This window comes from Vibrio gallaecicus (assembly GCF_024347495.1).
Lineage (GTDB): Bacteria > Pseudomonadota > Gammaproteobacteria > Enterobacterales > Vibrionaceae > Vibrio > Vibrio gallaecicus.
Window position 1 is genome coordinate 38678 of record NZ_AP025490.1, and the last position, 23693, is coordinate 62370.

Consider the following 23693-nt stretch of genomic DNA (forward strand, 5'->3'; position numbering starts at 1 on the left):
AGATACTGATAAATTTGTAGAAAAAGCAAAGCAGTATCACTAGCTCCTTATAGGCTGGAGTTATGAACAAGCAACACAACATTTAATAAAAGGCTTGGTCGCCGTTGACCAAGCCTTTTTGCTTTTAGGACCTAAGTCTTATAACTTGAAAATGAACATTAATTGTTAGGACATCGCCGCCGTTGATTTTCAGTTTTTATTGAGTCTCAGAAAAATAAAAGGATTGGTGCTTTCACACCAACCCTTTCAGTTTTCTTGCTTTGAGGCTTACTTATCAGCAATCTTTGCTTCTAAATCCGCTAGCTTTTGTTCCATCTCTGTCAGCTTTTGACGAGTGCGTAGAAGTACCTGTGTTTGAACATCAAACTCTTCGCGGCTCACAACGTCGAGCTTGTTTAGTTGACCTTGGATAACTTGGCGAACTTTTTGGTCTACGTCTGAACCCAGCTCTTTAACTGGTTGAGGCATTGAGTCGTGGATCTGCTTAGCAATTTGCTCTAGTTTTTTTGGATCAAACATATCAATTAAAACTCCTGAATATTTCCTACTATTCTATTTAATCACACAGAAGAAGTCGCCTCTGGCGTATAAAAAAAAGCCACCGAAGTAGCCTTTTTAATTGTTAATACGACTTAGAGATTACTTATTATCAGCTAATTCTCTGTGAGCCGCTTTTGCTTCATCGACGCGAGCTAGTTTTTCTAGGTCTTTATCTTCAACGAACACTGGTAGAGGCTTATGCTTCTCTGCCAAGTAGCTGTAGATTACAGGCAGAACAAACAAAGTAAATAGCGTACCAATCGCAAGACCAGCCACAATTACTATACCAATACTGAAACGCTGAGCTGCACCCGCACCTGTTGCGTACATTAGTGGGATAAGACCTGCAATCATTGCTGCTGTTGTCATTAGAATTGGACGAAGACGAACTTTAGCCGCTTCCATTACTGCATCAATACGCGATTTGTTATTGTGAAGCTGTTCTTCTTTCGCTACTTCACAAATCAAAATACCGTGTTTAGTAATGAGACCAACCAACGTGATTAATCCTACCTGAGAGTAAATGTTCATCGATGCGGTTCCCCATGCCAGTGCGACAAGGGCTCCACAAATAGCCAGTGGAACGGACACCATGATAACCAACGGATCTTTTAATGATTCAAACTGAATGGCTAGAACCAAGAAAATGATCGCTAATGCGAGACCAAAAGTAGCATACAAAGCGCTGCCTTCTGTTACGTATTGGCGTGCTTCACCCATATAATCGTGGTTGTAACCACTTGGTAATTTGGTATTTGCAATATTCTCAAACCAAGCAATAGCATCACCCATCGCCACTCCAGGTGTTGGAACGGCACCAATGGTAGCTGAATTCAGCTGATTGAAGTGTGGTAATGAGCGTGGCTCAGCAACAACATCAATAGTGATTAAGCTGCCAAGTGGTACTGCATTACCATCAGCTGCACGAACATAGTAATTGTTCATTGATTCTGGGTTTAGACGGTATTTACGCTCAACCTGAGGAATTACCTCATATGAACGACCGTTTAAGTCAATGCGGTTTACGTAGCCATCAGACATCATTGTGCCAAGAGTGATACCAATGTCTTGCATCGTCACTCCATATGCCCCTGCTTTGTCTTTGTCGATGTTAATTTTCATCGTGGCAGAGTCATAGTTTAAATCGAGGTCAGAGTAGACAAACTGAGGACTCGATTTCACGTCGGCAAGAATATCAGTGGTGATCGTAAACAAGCTCTCAAACGAGTTCGGAGTTGTGATAACGAACTGAATTGGTAAACCTGAACCTGCACCAGGTAACTCTGGCATTTGGAATGCAGTCACTGCCATTCCAGGTACACCACTTACGAGACCAGTAACACGGTTTGCTACTTCAGATTGGCTTGCTTCTCGCTCACTCCAAGGAACCATTGATGCAATACCAAAGGCTTGGTTTGAACTAGGCACACCTGTAAATACTTGTGCATACTTTACTTCAGGTTGATCTGAAAGAATCGCATTCACATCATTCATGGTGTTCTGCATGAAATCTAAGTTGGCGTTAGAAGGCGCAGTACCCATCAGCATGATTACACCTTTATCTTCTGAAGGTGCGAGTTCACTTGGGATAAACTTAAACAGCAACGGTAGTGTGCCGAACACGATCAGTGAAAAAACAATAACCACTGGTCGGCTCTTCATGATGCCACCAAGTATCTTCACATAGCCATTAGCCATTGCATCTAGGCCGTTATGGACCTTTTGCTCGAACTTACTTGGTTTCGCGTTAGCCTTAAGCATTTTTGAACACATCATAGGTGATAGTGTTAATGCGACAATACCTGATACGAAAACGGCTCCCGCTAATGTAAGAGCAAACTCTTTAAATAGCGAACCGGTGATGCCACCCATTAAAGCAATTGGGGCATAAACTGCGCCTAGTGTCAGTGTCATTGCGATAACTGGTACGGCAATTTCACGGGTACCGATAATTGCGGCGCGGAAAGGGGACTCTCCGAGCTTTATATGCCGGTCGACGTTTTCAAGTACAACGATTGCATCATCAACCACCAAGCCGATAGCCAGTACCATCGCCAGTAGTGTCATCAAGTTCCATGAGAAGCCCATCGCTTGCATTACCATTGCCACACCAATCAGAGATAGTGGGATAGTTACGATAGGGATAAGTACTGCTCGGAATGAACCAAGGAACAAGGTAATTACGATTAATACAATTAACGCTGCTTCAAGAATAGTTTTAATAACCTCTTGAATAGATTCATTAATGGCAATAGTCGAGTCATACATGACATTCATCGATATGTTGCTTGGTAAGTTCTTCTCTAGTTGAGGAAGAAGCTCAAGAACGTCGGCTGCGATGTTGATTGGGTTTGCACTCGGGGCTGCATTAATTGCAGCAACAACGGCTTCCTGACCATTCGCACTTGCTCGATAAACGTCGTGGCTTTTCTCTAAAGAAACCTTAGCTATGTCAGAGAGACGAATGATTTCACCTTCGCCACTCTTTACTACTAAGTTCTCTAATTCTTCAGTGTTTGATACCTGAGTATCGGCACTGCCGTTATAAAGAACAAACTCACCCGTTGCTTGACCTGTTGCTGATTGGTAGTTATTGGCATTTAAGACCGTCATAACATCCGAAGCAGTCAAGTTTAAAGCTGCCATTTTTGCTGGATCTAGCCATACGCGAAGCGCGTATTTCATGCCACCATAAAGGTCAACCTTAGACACACCATTAACCGTAAATAGCTGCGGGTTAATTACTCGTTCTAGGTAATCGGTAATTTGGCTTGAAACCAATTCATCACTGGTAAAACCAATGTAGAGTACAGCCGTAGTCGAACCTGTTGACATGGTTACTGTTGGATCTTCAGATTCTTTAGGAAGCTGAGATCGTACAGAGTTAGTTTTAGCCAATATGTCCGACAGAGCTGCATTGGGGTCGGTGTTCAACTTCATATTTACCGTAATAGTAGAAGTACCTAATACAGAAGAAGAAGTCATATAGTCGATATTATCTGCTTGTGCCACTGCCTGCTCGAGAGGTTGAGTGATAAAGCCTTGGATAAGATCGGCACTTGCACCGTAGTAACCAGTTGAGACTGTTACTACGGTATTCGTCATTTCAGGGTATTCTCGCACCTGCATTTTGAAGATTGCTTGTAAACCAAGTAATGCAATCAAAAAGCTGATGGATACCGCTAGAACTGGACGTTTTATGAAAACATCAGTAAAGCGCATTGTGCCTCCAATTACAGCATTGGTGTTTCAGACGGTGGAGTTAGAGAGTCGCTTTCAACGATCTTAACTTTTGCGTCATTACTTAAGCGAACTTGACCTGAAGTCACGACGATATCGCCCGGCTTCACTCCTTCAAGGATGTGCGCTTTATCTTTTGCTCTTTCACCTACTTTAACTACATGTTGTTTAACACGCATTTCGCCGTCCACATCTGAAATAATGTAAACATTATCGCCGTAGAGAGTGAATGTGATTGCAGTTTGAGGAAGTGTTACTTGGTTCTCAAGCTTCGGTAGGATGATGTTGGCACGAGCGAACATACCGCTACGAAGTTTACCGTCATTGTTTGGAATGTCGGCTTGAACTTCAATAAGACCACTTTGAACACTTACGGCTGGTTCAATTGCGCTGATAGAACCTTGGAATGGGCGTTCAGGGTAAGCATCAACATAAATATCAATTGCCTGACCAACGTTGATTCGAGAGATGTCATTTTGAGAAACAGTAAAGCGTAAGCGCATCACGGTTGTATCTTCTAAACGAACGATATCAGTGCCAGATTGTAGGTATTGACCTAGGTAAACATTACGAATACCCACTTTGCCATCAAAAGGTGCACGAATTTGGCGGCGTTCAATAGAGGCTTTTAAACTCTCAATATCAGCTGATAATGAGAAAAAGTTAGCTTCTGCATCATCGTAAGCTTCTTTAGAAATAGAGCCTTTCTTGAATAGACCTTTGTATCGCTTGTATTTAGCTTCAGCTGCAGGTAAACGAGCTTGAGTACTTTTCAGGTTCGCTTTTTCTACTTCTGAATCTAAACGTACAAGTTGTTGGTCTTTTTTAACGTCAGTACCAGATTCAAAAGAAATTTGGTCAATGATACCAGCAGTTTCATTTGCAAGAGTCACACCTTGGTTTGGTTCAATAAAACCTATTGCCTCAATAACTGGAACCCAGTCAACGGTGTCCACTTCCATAGCGGTTACTGGAAAAGCAGGTTCTGGCATATTTGCGAACGCTGCCATTTTTTGTTGGATATCGTGCATTCGATATCCAAAAACGCTACCGAATAGTACAAGTACAATTGATAGCATGATAATCCACTTTTTCATTCTTATTTGAACTCCAAGTTAGTGTTTAATTATTGCATCCCAACTGGCTTCAATAGCGGCATCTAATGCAGCATCATCCAATTGGTAAAAGCCTAAAGAATGCTTACGTGCTAGTGAAACACTAGCGGCTAAGCTCAGACCACTTAAAACTTCATTATCAAGTGGTTTAAAAAGTCCTTGCTCCTTACCTTCATTGAATAGCAGTTCGACCTGGGAAAACATGATTCGTTCTAATTCCCTAAATTGAGTGCAATGTGTTGTTGGTAAAGAATCGTATTGAATTCGATTTTTGATTGCAGCAAGGTTAGTCCCAGCTAAGTCCCATATGTTTAACCACATGGTTCGGTAGCGTTGTTTTATTGGTTGTGAATCATCAACGCCTTCTTGTACAGCATTCGCTACTCGTTGAGTAACTTGTACTCGAACTTCTTCAATTAGGTGTTCTTTATCATCAAAATAGCGATAAATAGTACCTGCGGCGACTCCTGCTTCTTTCGCTAGTTTATGCATGGATAAGCCTTGAAAGCCTACTTCTGCAATAAGAGCTTCAGCAGCAGAGAGTATCTGAAGACGTTTATCCTGAGATGTATTAATGGTCATAAAGCATCACCAGTGAATGAACGTTCATTCATTATAGCTTAAGAACCATACATTCATGCAACATAGTTTTTCATAATATTCGTAAAAAACTTGTAAAAGAGAACATAGCATTCCCTGTGTTGCAGCATTATTATAGGAATGTACCCAATAAGACCTCGTTAAATTATGTTGAGAACTCAATGAAACTGAATCCAAGACAAGATGAAGCCGTGAAATACGTTTCTGGTCCCTGCCTCGTTCTAGCGGGCGCTGGCTCAGGTAAAACACGTGTAATCACTAATAAAATAGCTTACTTGGTTCAGCAGTGTGGGTATAAAGCTCGAAATATAGCCGCGGTAACCTTTACCAATAAAGCCGCTCGCGAAATGAAAGAGCGGGTAGGGCAAACTCTTGGCAAAAATGAAGCTAAAGGTTTGATAGTGTCTACCTTTCATACAATGGGCTTAACCATTATTCGAAAAGAGTACAAGGCACTTGGGTTGAAAGCTGGCTTCTCATTGTTTGATGACCAAGATCAGTTAGCACTATTGAAAGAACTGACTGAAACACAAATTGATGGCGATAAAGATCTGCTTCGCGCATTAATGAGCACCATCTCTAACTGGAAAAATGACATGTTGACGCCAGATCAGGCGAAAGCACGTGCTCAAGGTGAACAAGAACAGTTGTTCGCATTTTGCTTTGAGATGTATCAAAAACAGATGAAAGCTTATAATGCTCTAGATTTTGATGATCTGATCGCGATGCCTGTATTACTGCTGAAAACAAATCAGGAAGTACGTGAACGTTGGCAGTCACGTATTCGCTATTTGCTGGTTGATGAATACCAAGATACCAACACAAGCCAATATGAACTGGTTCGTTTACTTGTGGGAGAGCGTGGTCGCTTGACGGTAGTAGGCGATGATGATCAATCCATTTACTCCTGGCGTGGCGCAAAGCCTCAAAACTTAGTGTTACTCGGTGAGGATTACCCAAATCTTCGATTGATCAAGCTAGAACAAAACTACCGTTCAACCAGCAGGATCTTACGAGCTGCGAATATCTTGATCGCTAATAACCCGCACGTTTATGAAAAGTCACTGTTCTCTGAGATCCCGGATGGCGAAAAACTCAAAGTACTTAACGCCAAGAATGAAGAGCACGAAGCCGAACGTATTACCGGTGAAATCATCGCACATAAGTTCTTAAATCGAACGGATTACAAGGCTTATGCCGTGCTTTACCGTGGAAATCATCAATCCCGTTTGATTGAAAAGGCCTTAATGCAAAATAGGGTTCCTTACAAAATCTCCGGTGGTACTTCATTTTTTGCTCGTGCTGAGATTAAAGACATCATGGCTTACCTGAGAGTATTGGTGAATCCGGATGATGACAATGCCTTCCTACGTATTGTGAACACCCCGCGTCGCGAGATTGGCCCTGTTACGTTAGAGAAGTTGGGCAGTTACGCCAATATGCGTGGTAAAAGCTTATTTGAAGCCAGCTTTGAAATGGGATTGGAACAAACACTGACTGGTCGAGGGTTAGAAAATCTGCGCCGCTTTACTGATTGGATTGTTCGTATATCCGATAATGCTGAACGCGGCAATACTGTTGATGCAGTACGCTCTTTGGTTCGAGACATCAACTATGAAGACTGGTTATATGAAACTTCAGCTAGCCCGAAAGCGGCTGAGATGCGAATGAAAAACGTGTCGGATCTATATAGCTGGATTGTCGCTGATTTAGAGGGTGACAATTACGATAAAGAAGAGAAAACATTAAGAGAAGTGGTTCAGCGCTTAACCCTGCGGGACATGATGGAGCGCGGTGAAGATGATGAAGATTCTGATCAGGTTCAATTAATGACACTGCATGCCTCTAAAGGTCTAGAGTTCCCTTATGTTTATTTAATGGGGGCGGAAGAAGGTATTTTACCTCATCAAACGAGTGTGGATGAAGGCAATGTAGAAGAAGAACGTCGCCTTATGTATGTCGGTATTACTCGAGCTCAAAAAGAGCTGACATTTACTAAATGCCGTGAGCGTCGACAATATGGTGAGCTAATCAAGCCTACGCAGAGCCGTTTTTTAGATGAGCTGCCTTTTGAGGATGTAGAGTGGGAAAATATGAAGAAGCCGCAAACTGCAGAAGAGCGTATGGAAAAAGGGCAGGCGCATATTGCTAATATAAGGGCGATGTTTAACAAGAAGTAAGGCGCTTATCCTGTTGTGCTGCTGAAAAGTGAAATACTAAAAAGGTGACCTTGTGGTCACCTTTTCTGTTTATGTTAGAAGCGGTTTGCTTATTGGATTACAGACCCGCAATCATATGCTCAATAGCATCTACGATTTCGTCATCTGAACAATCCATACAAGAACCTTTAGCAGGCATTGCATTAAAGCCGTTGATCGCATGGTCTTTTAGGATGTCTTTACCTTGAGCAATACGAGGAGCCCAGTCTGCAGCGTCACCTGTTTTAGGTGCTCCGCTTACTCCAGAAGAGTGACAAGCAATACAGAACGTTCCGTATACCGTTGCACCATCTCTAGGGCCTGTAGGCTCTGCCTTAACAGGCTCACTACCAACTAAATAGACCTGACCTACTGGTTTGATGCGTTCAGCAATTGCATCTTGCTCAGCTTGGCTCAAGTTTGAAGCCATAGCTGCAGTAGAAAAAGTTAAAGCTGCGATGACAACGGTTAAAATTCGACGAGACATATCCATTAAACTCACTTTACATTCCCAAGGTAAGTACATGCTTACCAATTTATAGTGTTATAGCGGCATCTTGATCCAACTGCGCATGAGCTGCTGTTAAATCAATGTAAATAATGGGTGATTATATCCTGATAAGTTGTTGCAATAAACAACAACTTATACGCTTCAGCGCTTTGTCACGCTCAAACTAGGGGTTTATCACATATTAACTGTTGAAAAATAGACCAAACGATAAAAAAAGTAAAAAAAGTACTAGACGACATAGGGTGATATACGTATTATTCCACTCCGCCGACAGGGCATGCGCCTGTAGCTCAGCTGGATAGAGCGTTGGCCTCCGGAGCCAAAGGTCGAAGGTTCGAATCCTTTCAGGCGCGCCATCCGGTTACTTATTTCGATAAGTGAGAAATTGGCAACAAAAGAAATAATGGTGGCTATAGCTCAGTTGGTAGAGCCCTGGATTGTGATTCCGGTGGTCGCGAGTTCGAATCTCGTTAGCCACCCCATTCTTTCTTTACAAAATATCGGTAGCTTAGGCTTCCAGTGTTGACTCACTATCCCAAGAGTTAATACAAAATTAGTCGGTGAATAGCGCAGCTTGGTAGCGCATCTGGTTTGGGACCAGAGGGTCGGGGGTTCGAATCCCTCTTCACCGACCACTATTTCAATAATCGCTTTTAAAGCGGTTATATAAAAAATTAGTGGTGGCTATAGCTCAGTTGGTAGAGCCCTGGATTGTGATTCCGGTGGTCGCGAGTTCGAATCTCGTTAGCCACCCCATTAATTTTGGTAACTTTTTTAAGTTCCCTGTTTGATAAATCAAACGAAACATCTCGGTGAATAGCGCAGCTTGGTAGCGCATCTGGTTTGGGACCAGAGGGTCGGGGGTTCGAATCCCTCTTCACCGACCACTTTTAAGAAAGCTCATCAGAAATGATGAGCTTTTTTTTCATCTATAGATCACTAGATTGGAACCCAAGCGGGGTTCGCCTGATGTTCAAAGAATGTCTCTTAACCGATCACTTACAGAAGCCTCGTCAGAAATGACGAGGCTTTTTTCATTTCTAGAGACAAATATTTATTTCAAGATCCAACTCGTTTCCTTGATAATTCCTTCTTCCTTCTTTCTTCTTTCCAATGATTAATTTCACACTTTAGATAAATACCTCAACGCGATCGCCATTTCCTACTAGTCTCTATTGTGGGTGTTTATTGCATGAAATCATCTGTGAATTAAAATGCCGATTTTTACCTATATTTATGAATTTAATAACTGCTTAATCTCAAGTTTATGGTTTTTATGTTCGTATGGTGTTTGTTTAGTGGTTGATGTTTCCGTTGTGTTAAATTTTAGGTTAGTGAATATTTATTATTGGAATGGTGATGGCTGATTTATATTTCCCGATGATTTGACTTGTTTAGCCTCAGTTATAGTTTGAGCTTTAGTCTTTGTTGCATATGGAATGTCGTTCTAAAATTATATTATATGTTTGTCTTTTGAATAGTTATGCGTAGCTTTTGCTTTCAAATCGTCGAATATCGACTTTTTATCCTAATTTTGTTGCTTTTGTGTGAATTATTTGCCAAATTGTTTGCCGTATAAAATATCAGAACAATATTCTGATATGAATGGATTCAATTTTGCAGACAGGGCAGAAAGCTGCCATAGCAGTAGAGGTCTGGTAATGTCACTTTTAGAAGTTAAAAACCTTCGAATCGAATACCCATCTCGTCATGGAGTTCATGCCGCCGTTAAATCGTTGTCGTTCAATATTGAACGTGGAGAGATTGTCGGCGTTGTTGGCGAGTCTGGAGCGGGTAAATCGACAGTTGGTAACGCTGTTATTGATTTATTAAGCCCTCCTGGTCGCATCGCGAGTGGTGAAGTTTTCCTTGATGGTGAAAAAGTATCAGGGCTATCTCCTGAACAAATGCGGAAAGTACGTGGCTCTAAAATTGGATTTATCTTCCAAGACCCAATGACGTCGCTTAACCCACTATTCACCGTTGAGCAGCAATTAAAAGAAACGATCCATGCCAATATGAAGGTATCGGACGCTGAAGCTTATCAACGTTCATTAGATTTAATGAACCAAGTGGGTATCCCACAACCAGAAAACCGTCTAAAGCAGTATCCGCACCAATTCTCTGGTGGTATGCGTCAGCGAGTCGTTATTGCGATTGCGCTAGCCGGCGAGCCGGATTTGATCATTGCTGATGAACCAACCACGGCTCTAGATGTATCGATTCAAGACCAAATTCTCGGTTTGATCCGTGATCTATGTATTAAGAAAAACGTAGGCTGCATGTTGGTAACGCACGACATGGGTGTTGTCTCTAACGTGACTGACCGTGTTGCGGTTATGTACCGTGGTGATTTAGTTGAATTTGGTCCAACTAAGCAAGTATTGGGTACTCCTGAGCACCCGTACACACACAGCTTAATTTCAGCGGTTCCCCGTTCAGATCGTAAACTCGATCGTTTCCCTCTTGTGAGCTACATCGAAGAAGCGCATGAGATGGAACCTCTTGATGTGAAAAACCACTGGTTAGGTCAAAGTCAGGACCACCGTGACTACACTGGCCCACTACTGAATGTTGAAAACGTAAACTTACGCTTTACCACCAAGGACTCTTTCTTTGAGAGTCGTCGTGAGTACGTTCAGGCGTCAAACAACGTGAGTTTTGAAGTGCATGAAGGTGAAACTTTTGGTTTAGTTGGCGAGTCTGGTTCAGGTAAATCCACCATCGCACGTGTTATTGCTGGTTTATATGCACCTAACTCAGGCAAGGTAACCTTCGAAGGTATTGACCTTACTGGGCTGAAATCTGAAAAAGAGCGTCGTCCGATGCGCCGCCAAATGCAGATGGTATTCCAAAACCCGTACACGTCAATGAATCCACGTATGAAGATTTTTGATATTGTCGCAGAGCCAATTCGCTTCCATAAGCTGACTCGTAACGAGAATGAAACTCGTCAGATTGTTCATGATCTGTTGGAGCACGTAGGTCTTGGAGTGATGGCTGGTGTGAAATATCCGCACGAATTTTCTGGTGGTCAGCGTCAGCGTATTTCTATCGCTCGTGCTTTGGCTACACGTCCTCGTTTATTGATTTGTGATGAGCCAACATCGGCGTTGGATGTATCAGTACAAGCGCAAATTCTTAACTTATTAAAAGATCTACAAGACGAACTAAATCTCACCATGTTGTTTATCAGCCATGACTTACCGGTTATTCGTCAGATGTGTGATCGTGTTGGTGTGATGCAAATGGGGACGTTACTGGAAGTAGCCCCTACTGAGCAGTTATTCAACTCACCACAGCATGAATACAGTCAACACCTGATTTCTTTGATGCCTGAATTTACAGGCTTACGAGAAGAAAAAGCAGTGGCGAAAGCCGCAATATAAAAAGTTTCAAGCGGTCAAGAAGTACAAGGCTGTACTTGAAAAACAATAACAGACGCAAATACAACAACTAGGGATCTGGATTCCCGCATGAAGGAGTTATGCAATGAAAACCATGAAAAGCAAATTAGCAGTAGCTTTGATGGCAGCTGGCCTAAGTTTTAGTGCAGCAGCAGCAGATATTACCGTTGGCTACGCAGCTGACCCAGTATCACTTGACCCGCACGAGCAGCTATCTGGTGGCACACTGCAAATGTCTCACATGGTGTTTGACCCTCTAGTACGTTTCACACAAGAAATGGACTTTGAAGGCCGCCTAGCATCAAGCTGGGAACGTGTTGATGACACTACGTTCCGCTTCAATCTACGTCAGGGTGTTAAATTTCACTCTGGTAATGAACTAACAGCTGATGATGTTGTGTGGACTTTTGAACGTCTACAAGCTTCTCCAGACTTTAAGTCAATCTTCTCTCCATACGAAAAAATGGTAAAAGTGGATGACTATACGGTTGAGCTAGTATCAAAAGCGGCTTACCCACTTGTATTGCAAACAGCAACGTACATTTTCCCAATGGACAGCAAGTTTTACTCGGGTAAAACAGCGGCTGGTGCAGACAAGTCTGAACTTGTAAAACACGGTAATTCATTCGCATCTACGAACGTATCTGGTACTGGTCCATTCATTGTGACTCAACGTGAACAAGGCGTTAAGGTGACATTTGAGCGTTTCGGTGATTACTGGGATACAGAAACTGAAGGTAACGTAGACAAGCTAACACTTGTGCCAATTAAAGAAGACGCGACTCGTGTTGCTGCTCTACTTTCTGGCGATGTAGATATGATTCACCCTGTTGCGCCAAACGATCACAAACGTGTTAAGAAAGCGAAAAACATTGATCTAGTGACTCTGCCTGGTACTCGTATCATTACGTTCCAAATGAACCAAAATAGTAACGAAGCACTTAAAGATGTACGTGTTCGTCAAGCTATCGTTCATGCAATTAACAATGAAGGTATTGTTAAGAAGATCATGAAGGGCTTCGCAACGGCTGCTGGTCAACAAAGTCCAACAGGTTACGCTGGTCATAATGAAGAGCTAGTGCCACGCTACGATCTTAAAGCAGCTAAGAAGCTGATGAAAGAAGCGGGCTATGAGAAAGGCTTTACATTAACAATGGCTGCGCCAAACAACCGTTACGTGAACGATGCGAAAGTAGCACAAGCTTCTGCTTCAATGTTGTCTAAGATTGGTATCAAAGTTGATCTTAAGACGATGCCTAAAGCGCAATACTGGCCTGAATTTGACCTATGTTCTGCTGATATGATGATGATTGGTTGGCACGCAGATACTGAAGATTCAGCGAACTTCAATGAGTTCTTAACAATGACTCGTAACGAAGAAACGGGTCGTGGTCAATACAACTGTTCTGGTTACTCAAATCCAGAAATGGATGCGATTGTAGAAGCATCTAACGTTGAAACTGACCCAGCTAAGCGTGCGAAAATGCTGAAAGGTGTTGAAGCTACACTTTACAACGACGCTGTATTCGTACCGCTACATTGGCAAAGTGAAGCGTGGGGCGCAAAGTCTAACGTAGGTGCTGCAGACGTTGTAAACCCTATGGTTATGCCTTACTTCGGCGACCTAGTTGTAAAATAATCTAGCTTGCTAGAATAGAGAGCCTGTCGGTTCAGGCTCTCTAATTACTTTAATAAGTAAATCATTAAGTTTCGGTATTTAGTCTTCCTTTCAGTCTGGCTAGATACCTTTTTTAAGACTGAAATATTGAATCCAACTATGTTGTTTTGTTGGATTATCATGGATAGAAAAGGGGCAAGGAATGGTTACGTTTCTGGTCAAGCGCCTGTTTCAGGCACTGATAGTGATGTTTGTGATCAGTTTGGTGGCGTTTGCCATTCAGGATAACCTGGGCGACCCGTTACGTGAGTTAGTCGGTCAATCTGTTTCAGAGGCAGAGCGTCAAGCACTGCGTGATGAACTCGGCTTAAATGATCCCTTCGTTACAAAATACACTCGCTTTGTAGGCGCTGCTATACAGGGTGATCTTGGTACTTCGTACTTCTTCAAACGTCCCGCTGTGGATGTAATCTTAGACAAATTAGTCGCAACGCTTGAGCTTGTACTAGGTGCTTCGATTATTATCGTTTGTTTGTCTATTCCTTTAGGTGTTTACTCCGCAATTCACCCTAAAAGCTTTTTTACTAAATTAATCATGGCCGGTAGTAGTGTAGGTATTTCGGTACCAGTATTCTTAACGGCAATTATGTTGATGTATGTATTCTCTATTGAATTAGGCTGGTTACCCTCTTTTGGTCGAGGTGAAACTGCAAACTGGTTTGGTTGGGAATCTGGCTTCTTAACGCTAGATGGCTTAGCGCATCTAGTGCTTCCAAGTATTGCTTTAGCTTCAATCATGCTGCCTTTATTTATTCGTCTTGTACGTTCTGAAATGTTGGAAGTGTTGAGCTCGGAATACATCAAATTCGGCAAGGCAAAAGGCCTAGCGTTAAATAAAATTTATTACCAGCACGCTTTAAAAAATACCATGCTACCTGTATTGACAGTTGGTGGTGTTCAAATTGGTACTATGGTCGCATACACCATTCTTACTGAAACCGTTTTCCAGTGGCCAGGTACTGGCTTCCTTTTCCTTGAAGCAATAAACCGTGTGGATACCCCACTTATCACGGCATACGTTATTTTTGTTGGTCTGATTTTCGTTGTGACTAACACCATTGTTGATTTACTTTACGGCGTAATTAACCCAACAGTGAACATCACAGGGAAAGGAGCATAATCATGGAACAAACATCGACAGTGCCATCTCGCTGGGAGCGATTCAAGCAGTCAGATATTCTGTACTATTTCTTACGTGATAAAGTCGCGATGGTGAGCTTTGCTATTTTTTCCGTCTTTTTGGTGATGGCTTTAGCAGCTCCTCTTGTAGCACCAACGGATCCATATGACGTGACGTCTATTGATATTATGGACTCTGAACTTCCACCGTCGTGGATGGAAGATGGTGAAGAACGTTTTCTTTTAGGCACTGATGAACAAGGTCGTGATATTTTATCGACTATGCTTTATGGCTCTCGTTTATCTCTGACGATTGGTTTCTTAGCGGTAGGCTTACAGTTAACGCTAGGTATTATCATTGGTTTATCTGCGGGTTACTTCGGTGGTCGTATTGATAGCTTCTTGATGCGTTTTGCTGACGTTCAACTTTCATTCTCGACTATGATGGTAGCGATCATTGTTTCTGCCATATTCAAAGCGAGTTTTGGTAGTGATTTTTACGCTCAATATGCAGTTGTCATGCTGGTGGTGATCATAGGTGTGGCAGAATGGCCACAATATGCACGTACTATTCGAGCATCAGTATTAGCTGAAAAGAAAAAAGAGTATGTGGAAGCTGCGCGAGTGATGGGCTTCAAAGCTCCACGAATTATGTTCCGTCATATCTTGCCTAATTGTCTATCGCCTATCTTGGTTATCTCTACGGTACAAGTGGCAAATGCCATTATGTCGGAAGCGGCACTTTCTTTCCTTGGTTTAGGTTTACCTGTTGATCAACCTTCGTTGGGTGCGTTAATCAGTACTGGATTTAACTACATTTTCTCTGGAGCATGGTGGATCACAGCTTTCCCTGGTGTGCTACTGGTAACGTTAGTTCTGGTCATCAACCTACTTGGTGACTGGTTACGTGACGTATTTAACCCTAAAATTTATAAAGGGTGATCAGATCCAATTGATTTTTAATCAAAAAACTCACTAAACTAAGAGTCGTAAGCAATTACGGCTCTTTTTTTGCTTATAAGTTAATAGTACTTATTAGTTTATAGTAAATAGAGTTGTGACGAGAAAATGGAATTCATTTTTTATCGACACTCCATCGATAATAATTTAACTCTTGAAGGTTCAGAGTGATGGGAATAAAGATGACAACTACAGCAGCGATAGAATGTGGGTTTAGAAAACACTATCACTTTGGCGTGTTCGCTTTTGCAATGTTGCTTTCAAGCCAAGCGAACGCAGAGTCTTTTTTATGTGATGCTACTCAAGCAAGTGAAAACCAACTGCCAGTATTAGAACAAGCTTGTCCAATTGGTAAAGGTTTGTGGGGAAGCTCTGAGCCTAAAGGGCATACTCAAAATGACTTATTTTGGGTGCAGTGTGGTTTGTTGGCGAAACCATTATCATTAGAAAAAGCCAAACCTATCTATAAGAATATTTCGACCAATGTATGGATGAAACCTGAAGCAAAAGGTTTTCGCTGTTTAATTGGTCCGTATCAAACCTATTCTGATGCAAAAAAAGAGTTAATGGGTGTTCGTAAAGTTGAAGGTTATGAAGAAGCATTTATCCGAATGGTTGATAAATCCGCTCCTAAAAAATCTCAAGCTCAGCCTAAATCATCAGCAAAGCCTAAGGTAAAAGCACCAGTAGTAACGGCTACAGCTTCTCCTAAAGTGTATACAGACTCGAAAGAGGCAATGAAACCTAAAGTAGAACCTAAAGCTGCCAACTCAGTTGCTTCTATCTCTGCTACACCGACACTTAAGGCCCAAATGCCTAAACAGGGTGATGGAAACATCAATGTTCAAATTCGCCTGCAAACCAATATCTCAGGTAAAACATACTCAGTCCCTTACTTAAACGATAACGAACACCAGTTCTATATGGAGCAAGGTAAGCCGTGGAGCCGTTTAGATTATGATGGTGCTAAATTAGTGTGTTATGAACTGGGAATGGGCCTGGCTACGGAAGAGCAATGGCAGAGGCTACTTGAATCGAAAGTCATGGAAAAAGAAGACTGGCCAATGCATTTACCTTATTGGGGCTTGTTGAAAAAAGGTTTATTTACCAATGGTAATATCACTCAATTGAAAGGTTCATCATTATTGAATGTGCTGTGTGTGAAATAAGCTTTAATCATTTAGTAATTCCTTCAGATAAAAGAAAACCCCGCAATTGCGGGGTTTTTTATAGGTATTACATTATTAAATCAGTTTATTGAACGAATTATTCGTTGTTACCTGTACCTGTCCATTCAATGTTGAACTTAACAGCTTCTAGGTATTCGCCATTGCTGTCTTTTACCTTACCAATAATGCTGTATACGTTGTTAACAGTTAGTGCTGGTAAGTCAAAGTCAACAGACGCATAGTTGACGCCGTTTTCTTCATTTGTGTAGCACTCAATCGCAGAGCCATTGAATTCTTCAGATTTAATTCTACCGATATCTTCACCAGTGAAGTAAAAGCCTGAGAAAAACTCATTAATAGTCGCACAGGTAAAATCATTATTTGGAACATCAAAGGATAAACCTGCATCCATTGCGTTACTGTCATTCGGGTTAGAATTTTCATTCAACGCCAAACCAATAGTACCTAAGTTATACGTTAGATCTTGTTCTGCTGGTAAGTAAGCAGCGAAATAACGTGCATCGGGACCCATTTCAGAAGTCACATTGATACGCTTTTCGATGTCTGCTTTGTTGCTGAAGTATGTGTAACGTTCTGCTGAATCTTCTGTAGCGTCTTTCATGCGGTGAATGATAGTTTTAGCACCGCTAGAAATATCATCAGCGTCTTCAAACACTTCTACTTGGAAGGTTTCAACTAGGTTTTGACCATCTTCTACAAATTCAAATGTTGCAAAAAGCTTACCGTCGATAACGTCATAAGTTGCGTTTTCAGTTTGAGTATCAGCTGCAGAACATGTTGTCTTATTCGCGATGCTTCTTACATTACCTAGAACGATGCCATTTTCAAACTTAATCGAATCACACCAGATGCTTGCGTAGTTTTGCTCGCTTTCACCGTTTGAACTGCCGTGCTCTAGCATGTACCAAGTCTTACCTTCAAGAGGGTGAAGATCAGGTTCTGGTAAGGCACCTTCTGCTACGCTAGGCATTAACATTTCTTGGTAAGCTGCAGCGCCTTCGTTATCAACACCACCAACCATGAACGCTTCTGAAGCGCCGGCTGCTGTTGCTTTTGTAGGTGTACCTGAAACGGTGATGATTGGGTTTGTACCTTCTTGTGGCGATACAGTTAAACCTGGAATTGTCATGTCACCAGTGCGGTAAGAAACAATGTCCCCATCTTTGTCAGTGAATAGGTTTTCAATATTGATGGTTTGCTCGAATGGAACACCCACCTCTAGCTGCCAGTTGTTGATTTCAGCTTGTAAAACGTCATATTCAGTGTAGTCAACAGTAGGGATTGAATTCGCAGCTTCAATTTTAACCTTGAACGTCGCGATCGCAGAGCCAACTACTTCTGGAGTTGAGTTCTTATCTTCTGCCGTTAAAGTCACTGTAAACTCACCAGAAGCACCAATGTAATCTGATGCAACTAGAGTTAATGTGTCGCCATTGAGAGTCACAGCAATACCGCTTTCTGCAGGGATGTTGTGAGTTAGAGTTGGCGTGATTAGAGTCTGGTCTTTATCAACAAATAAGCCTGCAATATCAAGAACGATATTTGATGAGCTACCATTCTCTTCTAGTGTTGGGATTTTACCTTGCTCTGTTTCTAAAACGTTTGCAGTTACAACCAGCTTATTGTTGGTTACAACAACAGGGTCAAGATCTTCACCAGGAGCCGCGTTATCTTCAATAACAGGTTTTAAATCGTTGTTTGCTAGTTCTTCAGGAGTTAGCGTATCAACAATCGCATCGGCTTCTTTTGCAAATTGATCGGACTTTTCTACATAAGTAGCTGGGTTAGCCGCTTTCGATTCCGTTAGGATTTGTGCTGTTTTGTGTAGTTCAGCATTTGCATCAGCACCTGAAACGAAATCTGAGTAAGGGTCGATAGGCGCTTCTTCTGTACCACCTAGAGCAGTGCTAACAATCGCTACCGCTTCTTCTTCAGTAACAGGCACTGCTTCAGTACCTTTAGCCATTTCGATTGCAACTAAATCAGTAATTGGTGAAATAACTTCTGATGAAGTTGGTGCACGGAACACAAGCTCATGAGCCATTGCTTGAGCTGGGTGATCCATATCGATTGTGTATTTACCTGCGTATTTGCTGCTATCGTGATTAACTAGTGCAGTTTGTACTGTGCCACCAGGTGTTAATGTTTGAAGTGCTAGTGCACCTGAAACGTCGCCAGATATCTCAATTTGACCTTGGTCGTTGGTAAGACCGAAAATAACGTCAGAGCCAATGTCTAGAACACCATTGTTGTTTTTATCGTCAAAAACGACCGCTTGATTAAAGTAGCCATCAAAGCCTGTAATGATTACGCCACCTGGAGTTGGAGTGCCTGAACCACCATCAGAACCGCCACCACAACCTGTTAACGCTAAAGCCACTGACGCTGTTAATAAACTAACCTTTTTCATGAGATACCTTTATTTGAGTTTATAAACTCATTGTTATTTTGAGTTAACATCCATTTATCTTGGCGATGTTTTAACAGGTGAATTTAATAAATTCAATGCACGTAAAATCACAAAAAAACCGTAAAATTTAATTGAATTTTATTTCCATCTATCACCTTCAGTTGAGGTTTTCTTTTCATTACTATTCCGCCCATCAATGAAAGGTTAGGGATGTAAAATGAAAAAGTGGATATGCCTAGGTTTAATGCCAATGGCGGTTTTGGCTCAGGATGATGATCGTTTAAATAGCAGCCAAACGGATAGCAGTAAAGATAGTTACGGGTACTCTTACTTTACTGTAGGAATTGAGAACGTCACATACCAAGAATACTTTGGTGGATTAACGTCTGAAGTGACGGTGACCAACCCTGTTCTTAATACTGGCGGTCTGTATTACATTAATGATAAGTATGACTTTTCTATTGATGCGCTAGCCTCTTTTTCTCCTCAAAATGGTACTGAAGATTGGACTAACAATGGTAGCGTTATTCAAAACAATCAGCTGGAATATTTAAAAACAGCCACCAATATACAGCTGCATTATAAGGTGAATGATCGCTGGAGAATCATTGGTGGGCCTTCTCTTACGTATCAAACCTTCACTCGCTACGGTGTGAAAAACCATACTGCGGACGGCAATAAGTTTTTTTATGGAACTTGGGAAGAAACCTCAACCGATATCTTTCTTGATGTAGGTATCGCCTATGATGACGGCACTCTATACCGAGATGACAAATGGCATGTGAGTGGCAAAGCGACAGTCGGCTTACCCGTTTGGAGTGTGACCAGCAATACGCAATTCCCAGATACGGATTTTTATGACTTTGGCTTTAGAACTGCACTAGAAGGGACGGTCAGTTATGAAGTGGCACCTGGCTTTCATTTAGGTTGGTATGCGATGCTTGGTTATGAAAAGCGCTTTGAATCAGATCCGGAGACTGTGACAACCAGTTACTGTAATACTATGGTTGATGGTAAGTGTACGGAAATGATTACCGAAAATAAAAAAGCGACTCTGCCTGAAGCCGATACTTATACTTTCAGTACAGGCTTGCAGGCGTTGTGGAGTTTCTAAGATAAAGGGTCAAGGATTAAGGGGTGACATACTTAACGTTCATCTTAATTTCTTCAACTTTATGAGTAAACTCGGCTCTAGGGCGGAGAATAATACTGAATATTTCTCCGTCTTTAAACTCGTGATAGTTTAAGAAGTCGACGTCGAAAAATGAGTACCATTTTTGCCATTGAGGGACAAAAACCTCCGCACATTCTATTGGCTCATTCTGTTCTCCAGTCGTTTGACCAATAATGTCACCGTAAACACCTTGCCCTGCCACAGATATATAATTAAAGCCGGTAAGCAAATCATTACATGTAACGTTAATTTGTTTTGATTGGATGTTTAAATCACCATCCATTATATCAGGGTTGCTAGGATTAGATTGTTGGTAGTTACTGAGGTGCATACCAATAACGCCAAGGTAATAGCGCCCATTTGTCGCTAAGTACATGTAGTCATGGGGTGTCATTTGCAAACTGTGCTGCCCAGTTATAGTGTTAATGCGTTGCTCTATCTGTGTTCGGCTGGATCCTAAAGTGTAAGTTTCATAATGCTTACCAGTGAGAACACTGGCGACATAAGCGGTCGAGTACTTAGGTGAGTCAGGATATTCCTCAAGAATTCGCCATGTCATGTCGGAATCAAAAGGAGACAGACTGCTAGTGGCGATTAAATCACCTTCGCTGACATGGTAGTTACCGATTAAACGTAGATCATTTTCTTGTGGGCAAGTCGTTAATGTTTTTGAGGCGGCGAAAAACACCTCGTCATTGATAAACTTAAACGCTTCACAGTAAACCACTTCGTAATTGTAATTCTTCCCCGCTAAATTATTGGTCGTTTCTAGGCGAAACCAAGTGTGACCAATTAGTGGGTGTGAAGTGTCTTCTTCTAAGCCGGAATAAACGAAAGGTAATTGAAAGGTTACAGATACCCATGCATCTTCTTCTGATCCATGGTGGCTGTCTTTTGCTCGTATAATAATTTGAGTTGGCGGTTTTCCAGCTTTTGGTGTGCCTTGTATTTGAAGGTTCCCAGAGCTTCCCGATACAGAGAATGAAGGGTGATTGATTGTCATTTGAGTGGTGAGCAAATCACCATCAGGATCTTCAAATAACCCCGAAATATCCAAAGAGTAATTAACTGGCGAGCTTTCAGTGAACACCCATTGGTTTATTTCATTTTGAATGCTTTGTTGCGTCGCTAGGTTAATTTCAGGTTTGCGATTTTTATCTTTTAGCTGAGTTGGGTCATCGGTTTTGATGACCAATGTTTCCCCTGAGCCAGAAAAGCTAAGGGGCTCAGTTGTTTCTTGCTTTTGTTTGATAGGAGAAGAGGAAATATTATTAGTGTTTTGCGCTTCTTTATCATTATCTTTTACTAATGTTTCAGGCTCATTCTGCTTTGGTGAGTGAAACTTAGTCGTTGAACCGTTGTGAGAGTATTCACCGGCATTTGATGGTTCTGTATTCACAGTATCGGTGAATGGCACCTCATTACTTTCTTTCGATGATAGAAAAGAAGGTAAGCTGATAAGAACCGCACACCCAGCCACAATGACAAAGCCTATTCTCTTTTTCATTCGTTATACCAGTTTGCTTTGAAGCCAGCTTCGAGAAAACTTAAGGTCTTTTTCGATTAGGCTATCGCTGCATTCCAGTAATTGGCTGATTTCTTGATTACGCATCCCCATTAAGTATTTGAGCTTTAATGCTTGAGACTGGCGAGGGTAGCGCAGGCTGAAGCTATCAAGAGCCTTATCCATGATGACAAATTGCTCAAACCTGTCGTCGTTATCAGCGTTGACCAAGGTAAGTTGTTGTCTTTTTTGAGCCTGAAGGTGGCGAGCATTATCGATTAAGATCTGTCTCATGACTTTGGCGGCCATTAAAAAGAAATCTCTTTTATTGCTAATCGACTGTAAGTTGGATGACGACATTTTAAGGTAAGCATCATGTATGAGTGCTGTCGTACTGTTCATACTGTCGTTTAATACTTGGTTATCATCCCCGTATTTTTGTGCGTTTCTAACACGTTCTTCGAGAGCAATATGGCGAAGCTGAAGGTAAGCGAATTTATACAGTTCAGTTTCTGCACTTTTGTTACCTGATTGCCATTCATTTATGATTTGAGTGAGATCTGCCGTTGCTGTAGCCATTAGATATTCGACCCTACTTTGTGGAATTCGGAAACTGACAATGTGTCGACTTTATGGGAGCCATCGCCGTTTAGCGAGATAGATTGACGGAATCGATACAAGATCCCTTCGTCCCACTCTTTTCCTGCTGGAAGATATTCCCAAGTCGTAAAATGTTGATTGGGTACTGAGTCATACCAACGAACTTGAGTGTTTAATTGCGCTAAAGATGCCGTGTTTTCTGGGTTATTTAACCACCACATATCACCGTATTGTTGAGTGACATCAGTGATATAGTGTGCAGCATTTGTAGAGCAGCTATCCTCAATTATTTCTGCCTGCAAGATGGTTTTGTTATTAATGTATAAGCATTGCTGAACCATATCAGTTTGCTCATATATGGTGTGTTGCCAGAACCCTTGGTAAGGAATAGTGTCACCCTTGCCTGATGCTGGGTAGGTGAACCAGATCATTTCGCGTTTATTGGAATGCCTAATGTGTTCATTTTTTCCCAACCCTTGTATTTTCTCCATCAACAGTTGAGTAGTTGGATCAAAATCTAGCGCAACGGTTCTATACTTCCAGTCGCCTTCGTCGTCATAATCTTCAATGGCGAAGCCACTGAGATCATTACGAGTACAACCTTTTGCCGCGCACCCGATCAGACCACTCCAGCCTTCGGTATTCTCTATCGGCTCTCTTATTATCTCACTTATTAGCTTGCCCGGGACAAGGTTGCACCCTTTAAAATAATCGCCAATGCTCGGGTACTGAATGAGTTCATCGTCTGTTACTTTGTAATCAGTACTGCCGATTGGACCATGATATTTTGGGTTGTTTGCATGGGCTAAATCATACATACAAGTTCTGCCCGCCCAATCTTTTTTCATGATGATGATATTGCTCATCTTGATGTTTTTAGGCGAAAAGATGACTTCATCTGAAGTGAAATTTTTCTTTATGTACTGCTGGCTTTGGTTTAAATGTTCGGTGGCCTCTTTGGTTGATACTAGCTCTAACCCAAGAGAATACCCAATACTGTCTAAATAACTGATATCAATGCTTTTTAATTTTTTTTGAAATTCAACATCAGATAAAATTTTACTAGCAAGTACAATCTCCTCACGGTTCTCGGGTGTGCTATCTAGCGACAACAAGAGCCGAGTCATATTAATGCTGCGACTTGGCTTAGTGGACGAAAGGGTCGGGGTAATGACTTGTTGAGCGGATAACGTTGTTAAAAGGTAGCCCGAGTTATCATTGCCGATGAAGAAACTGATGATGTCACCGGGGTTGTACTCAAAGGCTCCTTTATTAGTGGTACCTGATAAATTAGAGCTAGTTTCGTAATACAAACCAGAGACTGGTGAATCAATAAAGTATCCAGTTTGAGTTTCTGGCTGTGCGCTGACTACGAAACTGGAAAAGCAGCTTAACGCTGCGAGTAAATAAAAAGCCTTCATTATTATTCTTAAAATCCTTCTATTTA

The 23693-nt window shown here is 41.7% G+C and carries 16 protein-coding genes and 5 tRNA genes; 12 read left to right on the forward strand and 9 right to left on the reverse strand.

Translation table 11 applies throughout. The features are described 5' to 3' along the window. Positions 1-267 precede the first annotated feature (267 nt). The 4 genes from ubiK to OCU78_RS00190 all read right to left on the reverse strand — a co-directional run bounded on the left by ubiK (position 268) and on the right by OCU78_RS00190 (position 5477). Positions 268-519, reverse strand: coding sequence for a ubiquinone biosynthesis accessory factor UbiK (gene ubiK / locus OCU78_RS00175; protein WP_009848085.1), 252 nt, complete (start codon positions 517-519; stop codon positions 268-270). A 120-nt stretch (positions 520-639) separates the two neighbouring features. Next, complete coding sequence (locus OCU78_RS00180; RefSeq protein ID WP_137373881.1) at positions 640-3762, reverse strand: multidrug efflux RND transporter permease subunit; 3123 nt, start codon at positions 3760-3762, stop codon at positions 640-642. Between the two features lie 11 nt (positions 3763-3773). Continuing rightward, on the reverse strand, positions 3774-4877 hold the full coding sequence (locus OCU78_RS00185) for an efflux RND transporter periplasmic adaptor subunit (RefSeq protein ID WP_137373882.1): 1104 nt from the start codon (positions 4875-4877) through the stop codon (positions 3774-3776). 18 nt (positions 4878-4895) lie between these two features. Further along, positions 4896-5477: a TetR/AcrR family transcriptional regulator gene (locus OCU78_RS00190; protein WP_137373883.1), complete on the reverse strand. Its 582-nt coding sequence runs from the start codon at positions 5475-5477 to the stop codon at positions 4896-4898. Between the two features lie 179 nt (positions 5478-5656). Between OCU78_RS00190 and rep the strand changes: the two genes are divergently transcribed. Next, entirely contained in the window at positions 5657-7675 is a 2019-nt protein-coding gene (gene rep, locus OCU78_RS00195) for a DNA helicase Rep (protein ID WP_137373884.1), read from the forward strand. A 97-nt stretch (positions 7676-7772) separates the two neighbouring features. Here rep and OCU78_RS00200 read toward each other — a convergent pair whose 3' ends face one another. Further along, positions 7773-8186, reverse strand: a complete 414-nt coding sequence (locus OCU78_RS00200; RefSeq protein ID WP_137374121.1) for a c-type cytochrome — start codon at positions 8184-8186, stop codon at positions 7773-7775. Between the two features lie 297 nt (positions 8187-8483). Between OCU78_RS00200 and OCU78_RS00205 the strand changes: the two genes are divergently transcribed. From OCU78_RS00205 to OCU78_RS00250, 10 genes are all read left to right on the forward strand, one after another. After that, positions 8484-8560: transfer RNA gene (locus OCU78_RS00205), tRNA-Arg, on the forward strand. Positions 8561-8610: 50 nt separating this feature from the next. Beyond that, positions 8611-8686: transfer RNA gene (locus tag OCU78_RS00210), tRNA-His, on the forward strand. Positions 8687-8762: 76 nt separating this feature from the next. Continuing rightward, a tRNA-Pro gene (locus tag OCU78_RS00215) sits at positions 8763-8839 on the forward strand. A 45-nt stretch (positions 8840-8884) separates the two neighbouring features. Then, positions 8885-8960: transfer RNA gene (locus tag OCU78_RS00220), tRNA-His, on the forward strand. 54 nt (positions 8961-9014) lie between these two features. Next, positions 9015-9091: transfer RNA gene (locus tag OCU78_RS00225), tRNA-Pro, on the forward strand. A 774-nt stretch (positions 9092-9865) separates the two neighbouring features. Beyond that, positions 9866-11593, forward strand: coding sequence for a dipeptide ABC transporter ATP-binding protein (locus OCU78_RS00230; protein ID WP_137373885.1), 1728 nt, complete (start codon positions 9866-9868; stop codon positions 11591-11593). Positions 11594-11696: 103 nt separating this feature from the next. Then, the gene (locus OCU78_RS00235; RefSeq protein WP_137373886.1) at positions 11697-13250 is read left to right on the forward strand and encodes an ABC transporter substrate-binding protein; all 1554 of its coding nucleotides are present in this window, start codon (positions 11697-11699) and stop codon (positions 13248-13250) included. A gap of 181 nt (positions 13251-13431) precedes the next feature. Then, on the forward strand, positions 13432-14409 hold the full coding sequence (locus OCU78_RS00240; protein ID WP_137373887.1) for an ABC transporter permease: 978 nt from the start codon (positions 13432-13434) through the stop codon (positions 14407-14409). 2 nt (positions 14410-14411) lie between these two features. Beyond that, the gene (locus OCU78_RS00245) at positions 14412-15350 is read left to right on the forward strand and encodes an ABC transporter permease (RefSeq protein WP_137373888.1); all 939 of its coding nucleotides are present in this window, start codon (positions 14412-14414) and stop codon (positions 15348-15350) included. A gap of 194 nt (positions 15351-15544) precedes the next feature. After that, positions 15545-16537 (forward strand): SPOR domain-containing protein, encoded by a 993-nt coding sequence (locus OCU78_RS00250; RefSeq protein ID WP_373367628.1) that lies wholly within the window; start codon positions 15545-15547, stop codon positions 16535-16537. A 97-nt stretch (positions 16538-16634) separates the two neighbouring features. Here OCU78_RS00250 and OCU78_RS00255 read toward each other — a convergent pair whose 3' ends face one another. Beyond that, positions 16635-18968, reverse strand: a complete 2334-nt coding sequence (locus OCU78_RS00255) for a hypothetical protein (RefSeq protein WP_137373890.1) — start codon at positions 18966-18968, stop codon at positions 16635-16637. Between the two features lie 217 nt (positions 18969-19185). On the opposite strand from OCU78_RS00255, the gene OCU78_RS00260 reads away from it, so the two are divergent. Beyond that, the gene (locus OCU78_RS00260; RefSeq protein WP_137373891.1) at positions 19186-20082 is read left to right on the forward strand and encodes a PorT family protein; all 897 of its coding nucleotides are present in this window, start codon (positions 19186-19188) and stop codon (positions 20080-20082) included. 16 nt (positions 20083-20098) lie between these two features. On the opposite strand, the gene OCU78_RS00265 is transcribed toward OCU78_RS00260, so the two are convergent. Genes OCU78_RS00265 through OCU78_RS00275 form a run of 3 tightly spaced genes read right to left on the reverse strand, consistent with a single transcriptional unit; the run spans position 20099 to position 23667 of the window. Beyond that, the gene (locus OCU78_RS00265) at positions 20099-21649 is read right to left on the reverse strand and encodes a hypothetical protein (RefSeq protein ID WP_137373892.1); all 1551 of its coding nucleotides are present in this window, start codon (positions 21647-21649) and stop codon (positions 20099-20101) included. A 3-nt stretch (positions 21650-21652) separates the two neighbouring features. Continuing rightward, positions 21653-22225 (reverse strand): ECF-type sigma factor, encoded by a 573-nt coding sequence (locus tag OCU78_RS00270; protein ID WP_137373893.1) that lies wholly within the window; start codon positions 22223-22225, stop codon positions 21653-21655. After that, positions 22225-23667, reverse strand: a complete 1443-nt coding sequence (locus OCU78_RS00275; protein ID WP_240701750.1) for a chromosome partitioning protein ParA — start codon at positions 23665-23667, stop codon at positions 22225-22227. The genes OCU78_RS00270 and OCU78_RS00275 overlap by 1 nt, the downstream gene beginning before the upstream one ends. Positions 23668-23693 lie beyond the last annotated feature (26 nt).

Coding starts and splice junctions, on each gene's coding strand:
- ubiK (WP_009848085.1), bottom strand. CDS start 519: ATGTTTGATCCAAAAAAACTAGAGCAAATTGCTAAGCAGATCCACGAC.
- OCU78_RS00180 (WP_137373881.1), bottom strand. CDS start 3,762: ATGCGCTTTACTGATGTTTTCATAAAACGTCCAGTTCTAGCGGTATCC.
- OCU78_RS00185 (WP_137373882.1), bottom strand. CDS start 4,877: ATGAAAAAGTGGATTATCATGCTATCAATTGTACTTGTACTATTCGGT.
- OCU78_RS00190 (WP_137373883.1), bottom strand. CDS start 5,477: ATGACCATTAATACATCTCAGGATAAACGTCTTCAGATACTCTCTGCT.
- rep (WP_137373884.1), top strand. CDS start 5,657: ATGAAACTGAATCCAAGACAAGATGAAGCCGTGAAATACGTTTCTGGT.
- OCU78_RS00200 (WP_137374121.1), bottom strand. CDS start 8,186: ATGGATATGTCTCGTCGAATTTTAACCGTTGTCATCGCAGCTTTAACT.
- OCU78_RS00230 (WP_137373885.1), top strand. CDS start 9,866: ATGTCACTTTTAGAAGTTAAAAACCTTCGAATCGAATACCCATCTCGT.
- OCU78_RS00235 (WP_137373886.1), top strand. CDS start 11,697: ATGAAAACCATGAAAAGCAAATTAGCAGTAGCTTTGATGGCAGCTGGC.
- OCU78_RS00240 (WP_137373887.1), top strand. CDS start 13,432: ATGGTTACGTTTCTGGTCAAGCGCCTGTTTCAGGCACTGATAGTGATG.
- OCU78_RS00245 (WP_137373888.1), top strand. CDS start 14,412: ATGGAACAAACATCGACAGTGCCATCTCGCTGGGAGCGATTCAAGCAG.
- OCU78_RS00255 (WP_137373890.1), bottom strand. CDS start 18,968: ATGAAAAAGGTTAGTTTATTAACAGCGTCAGTGGCTTTAGCGTTAACA.
- OCU78_RS00260 (WP_137373891.1), top strand. CDS start 19,186: ATGAAAAAGTGGATATGCCTAGGTTTAATGCCAATGGCGGTTTTGGCT.
- OCU78_RS00265 (WP_137373892.1), bottom strand. CDS start 21,649: ATGAAAAAGAGAATAGGCTTTGTCATTGTGGCTGGGTGTGCGGTTCTT.
- OCU78_RS00270 (WP_137373893.1), bottom strand. CDS start 22,225: ATGGCTACAGCAACGGCAGATCTCACTCAAATCATAAATGAATGGCAA.
- OCU78_RS00275 (WP_240701750.1), bottom strand. CDS start 23,667: ATGAAGGCTTTTTATTTACTCGCAGCGTTAAGCTGCTTTTCCAGTTTC.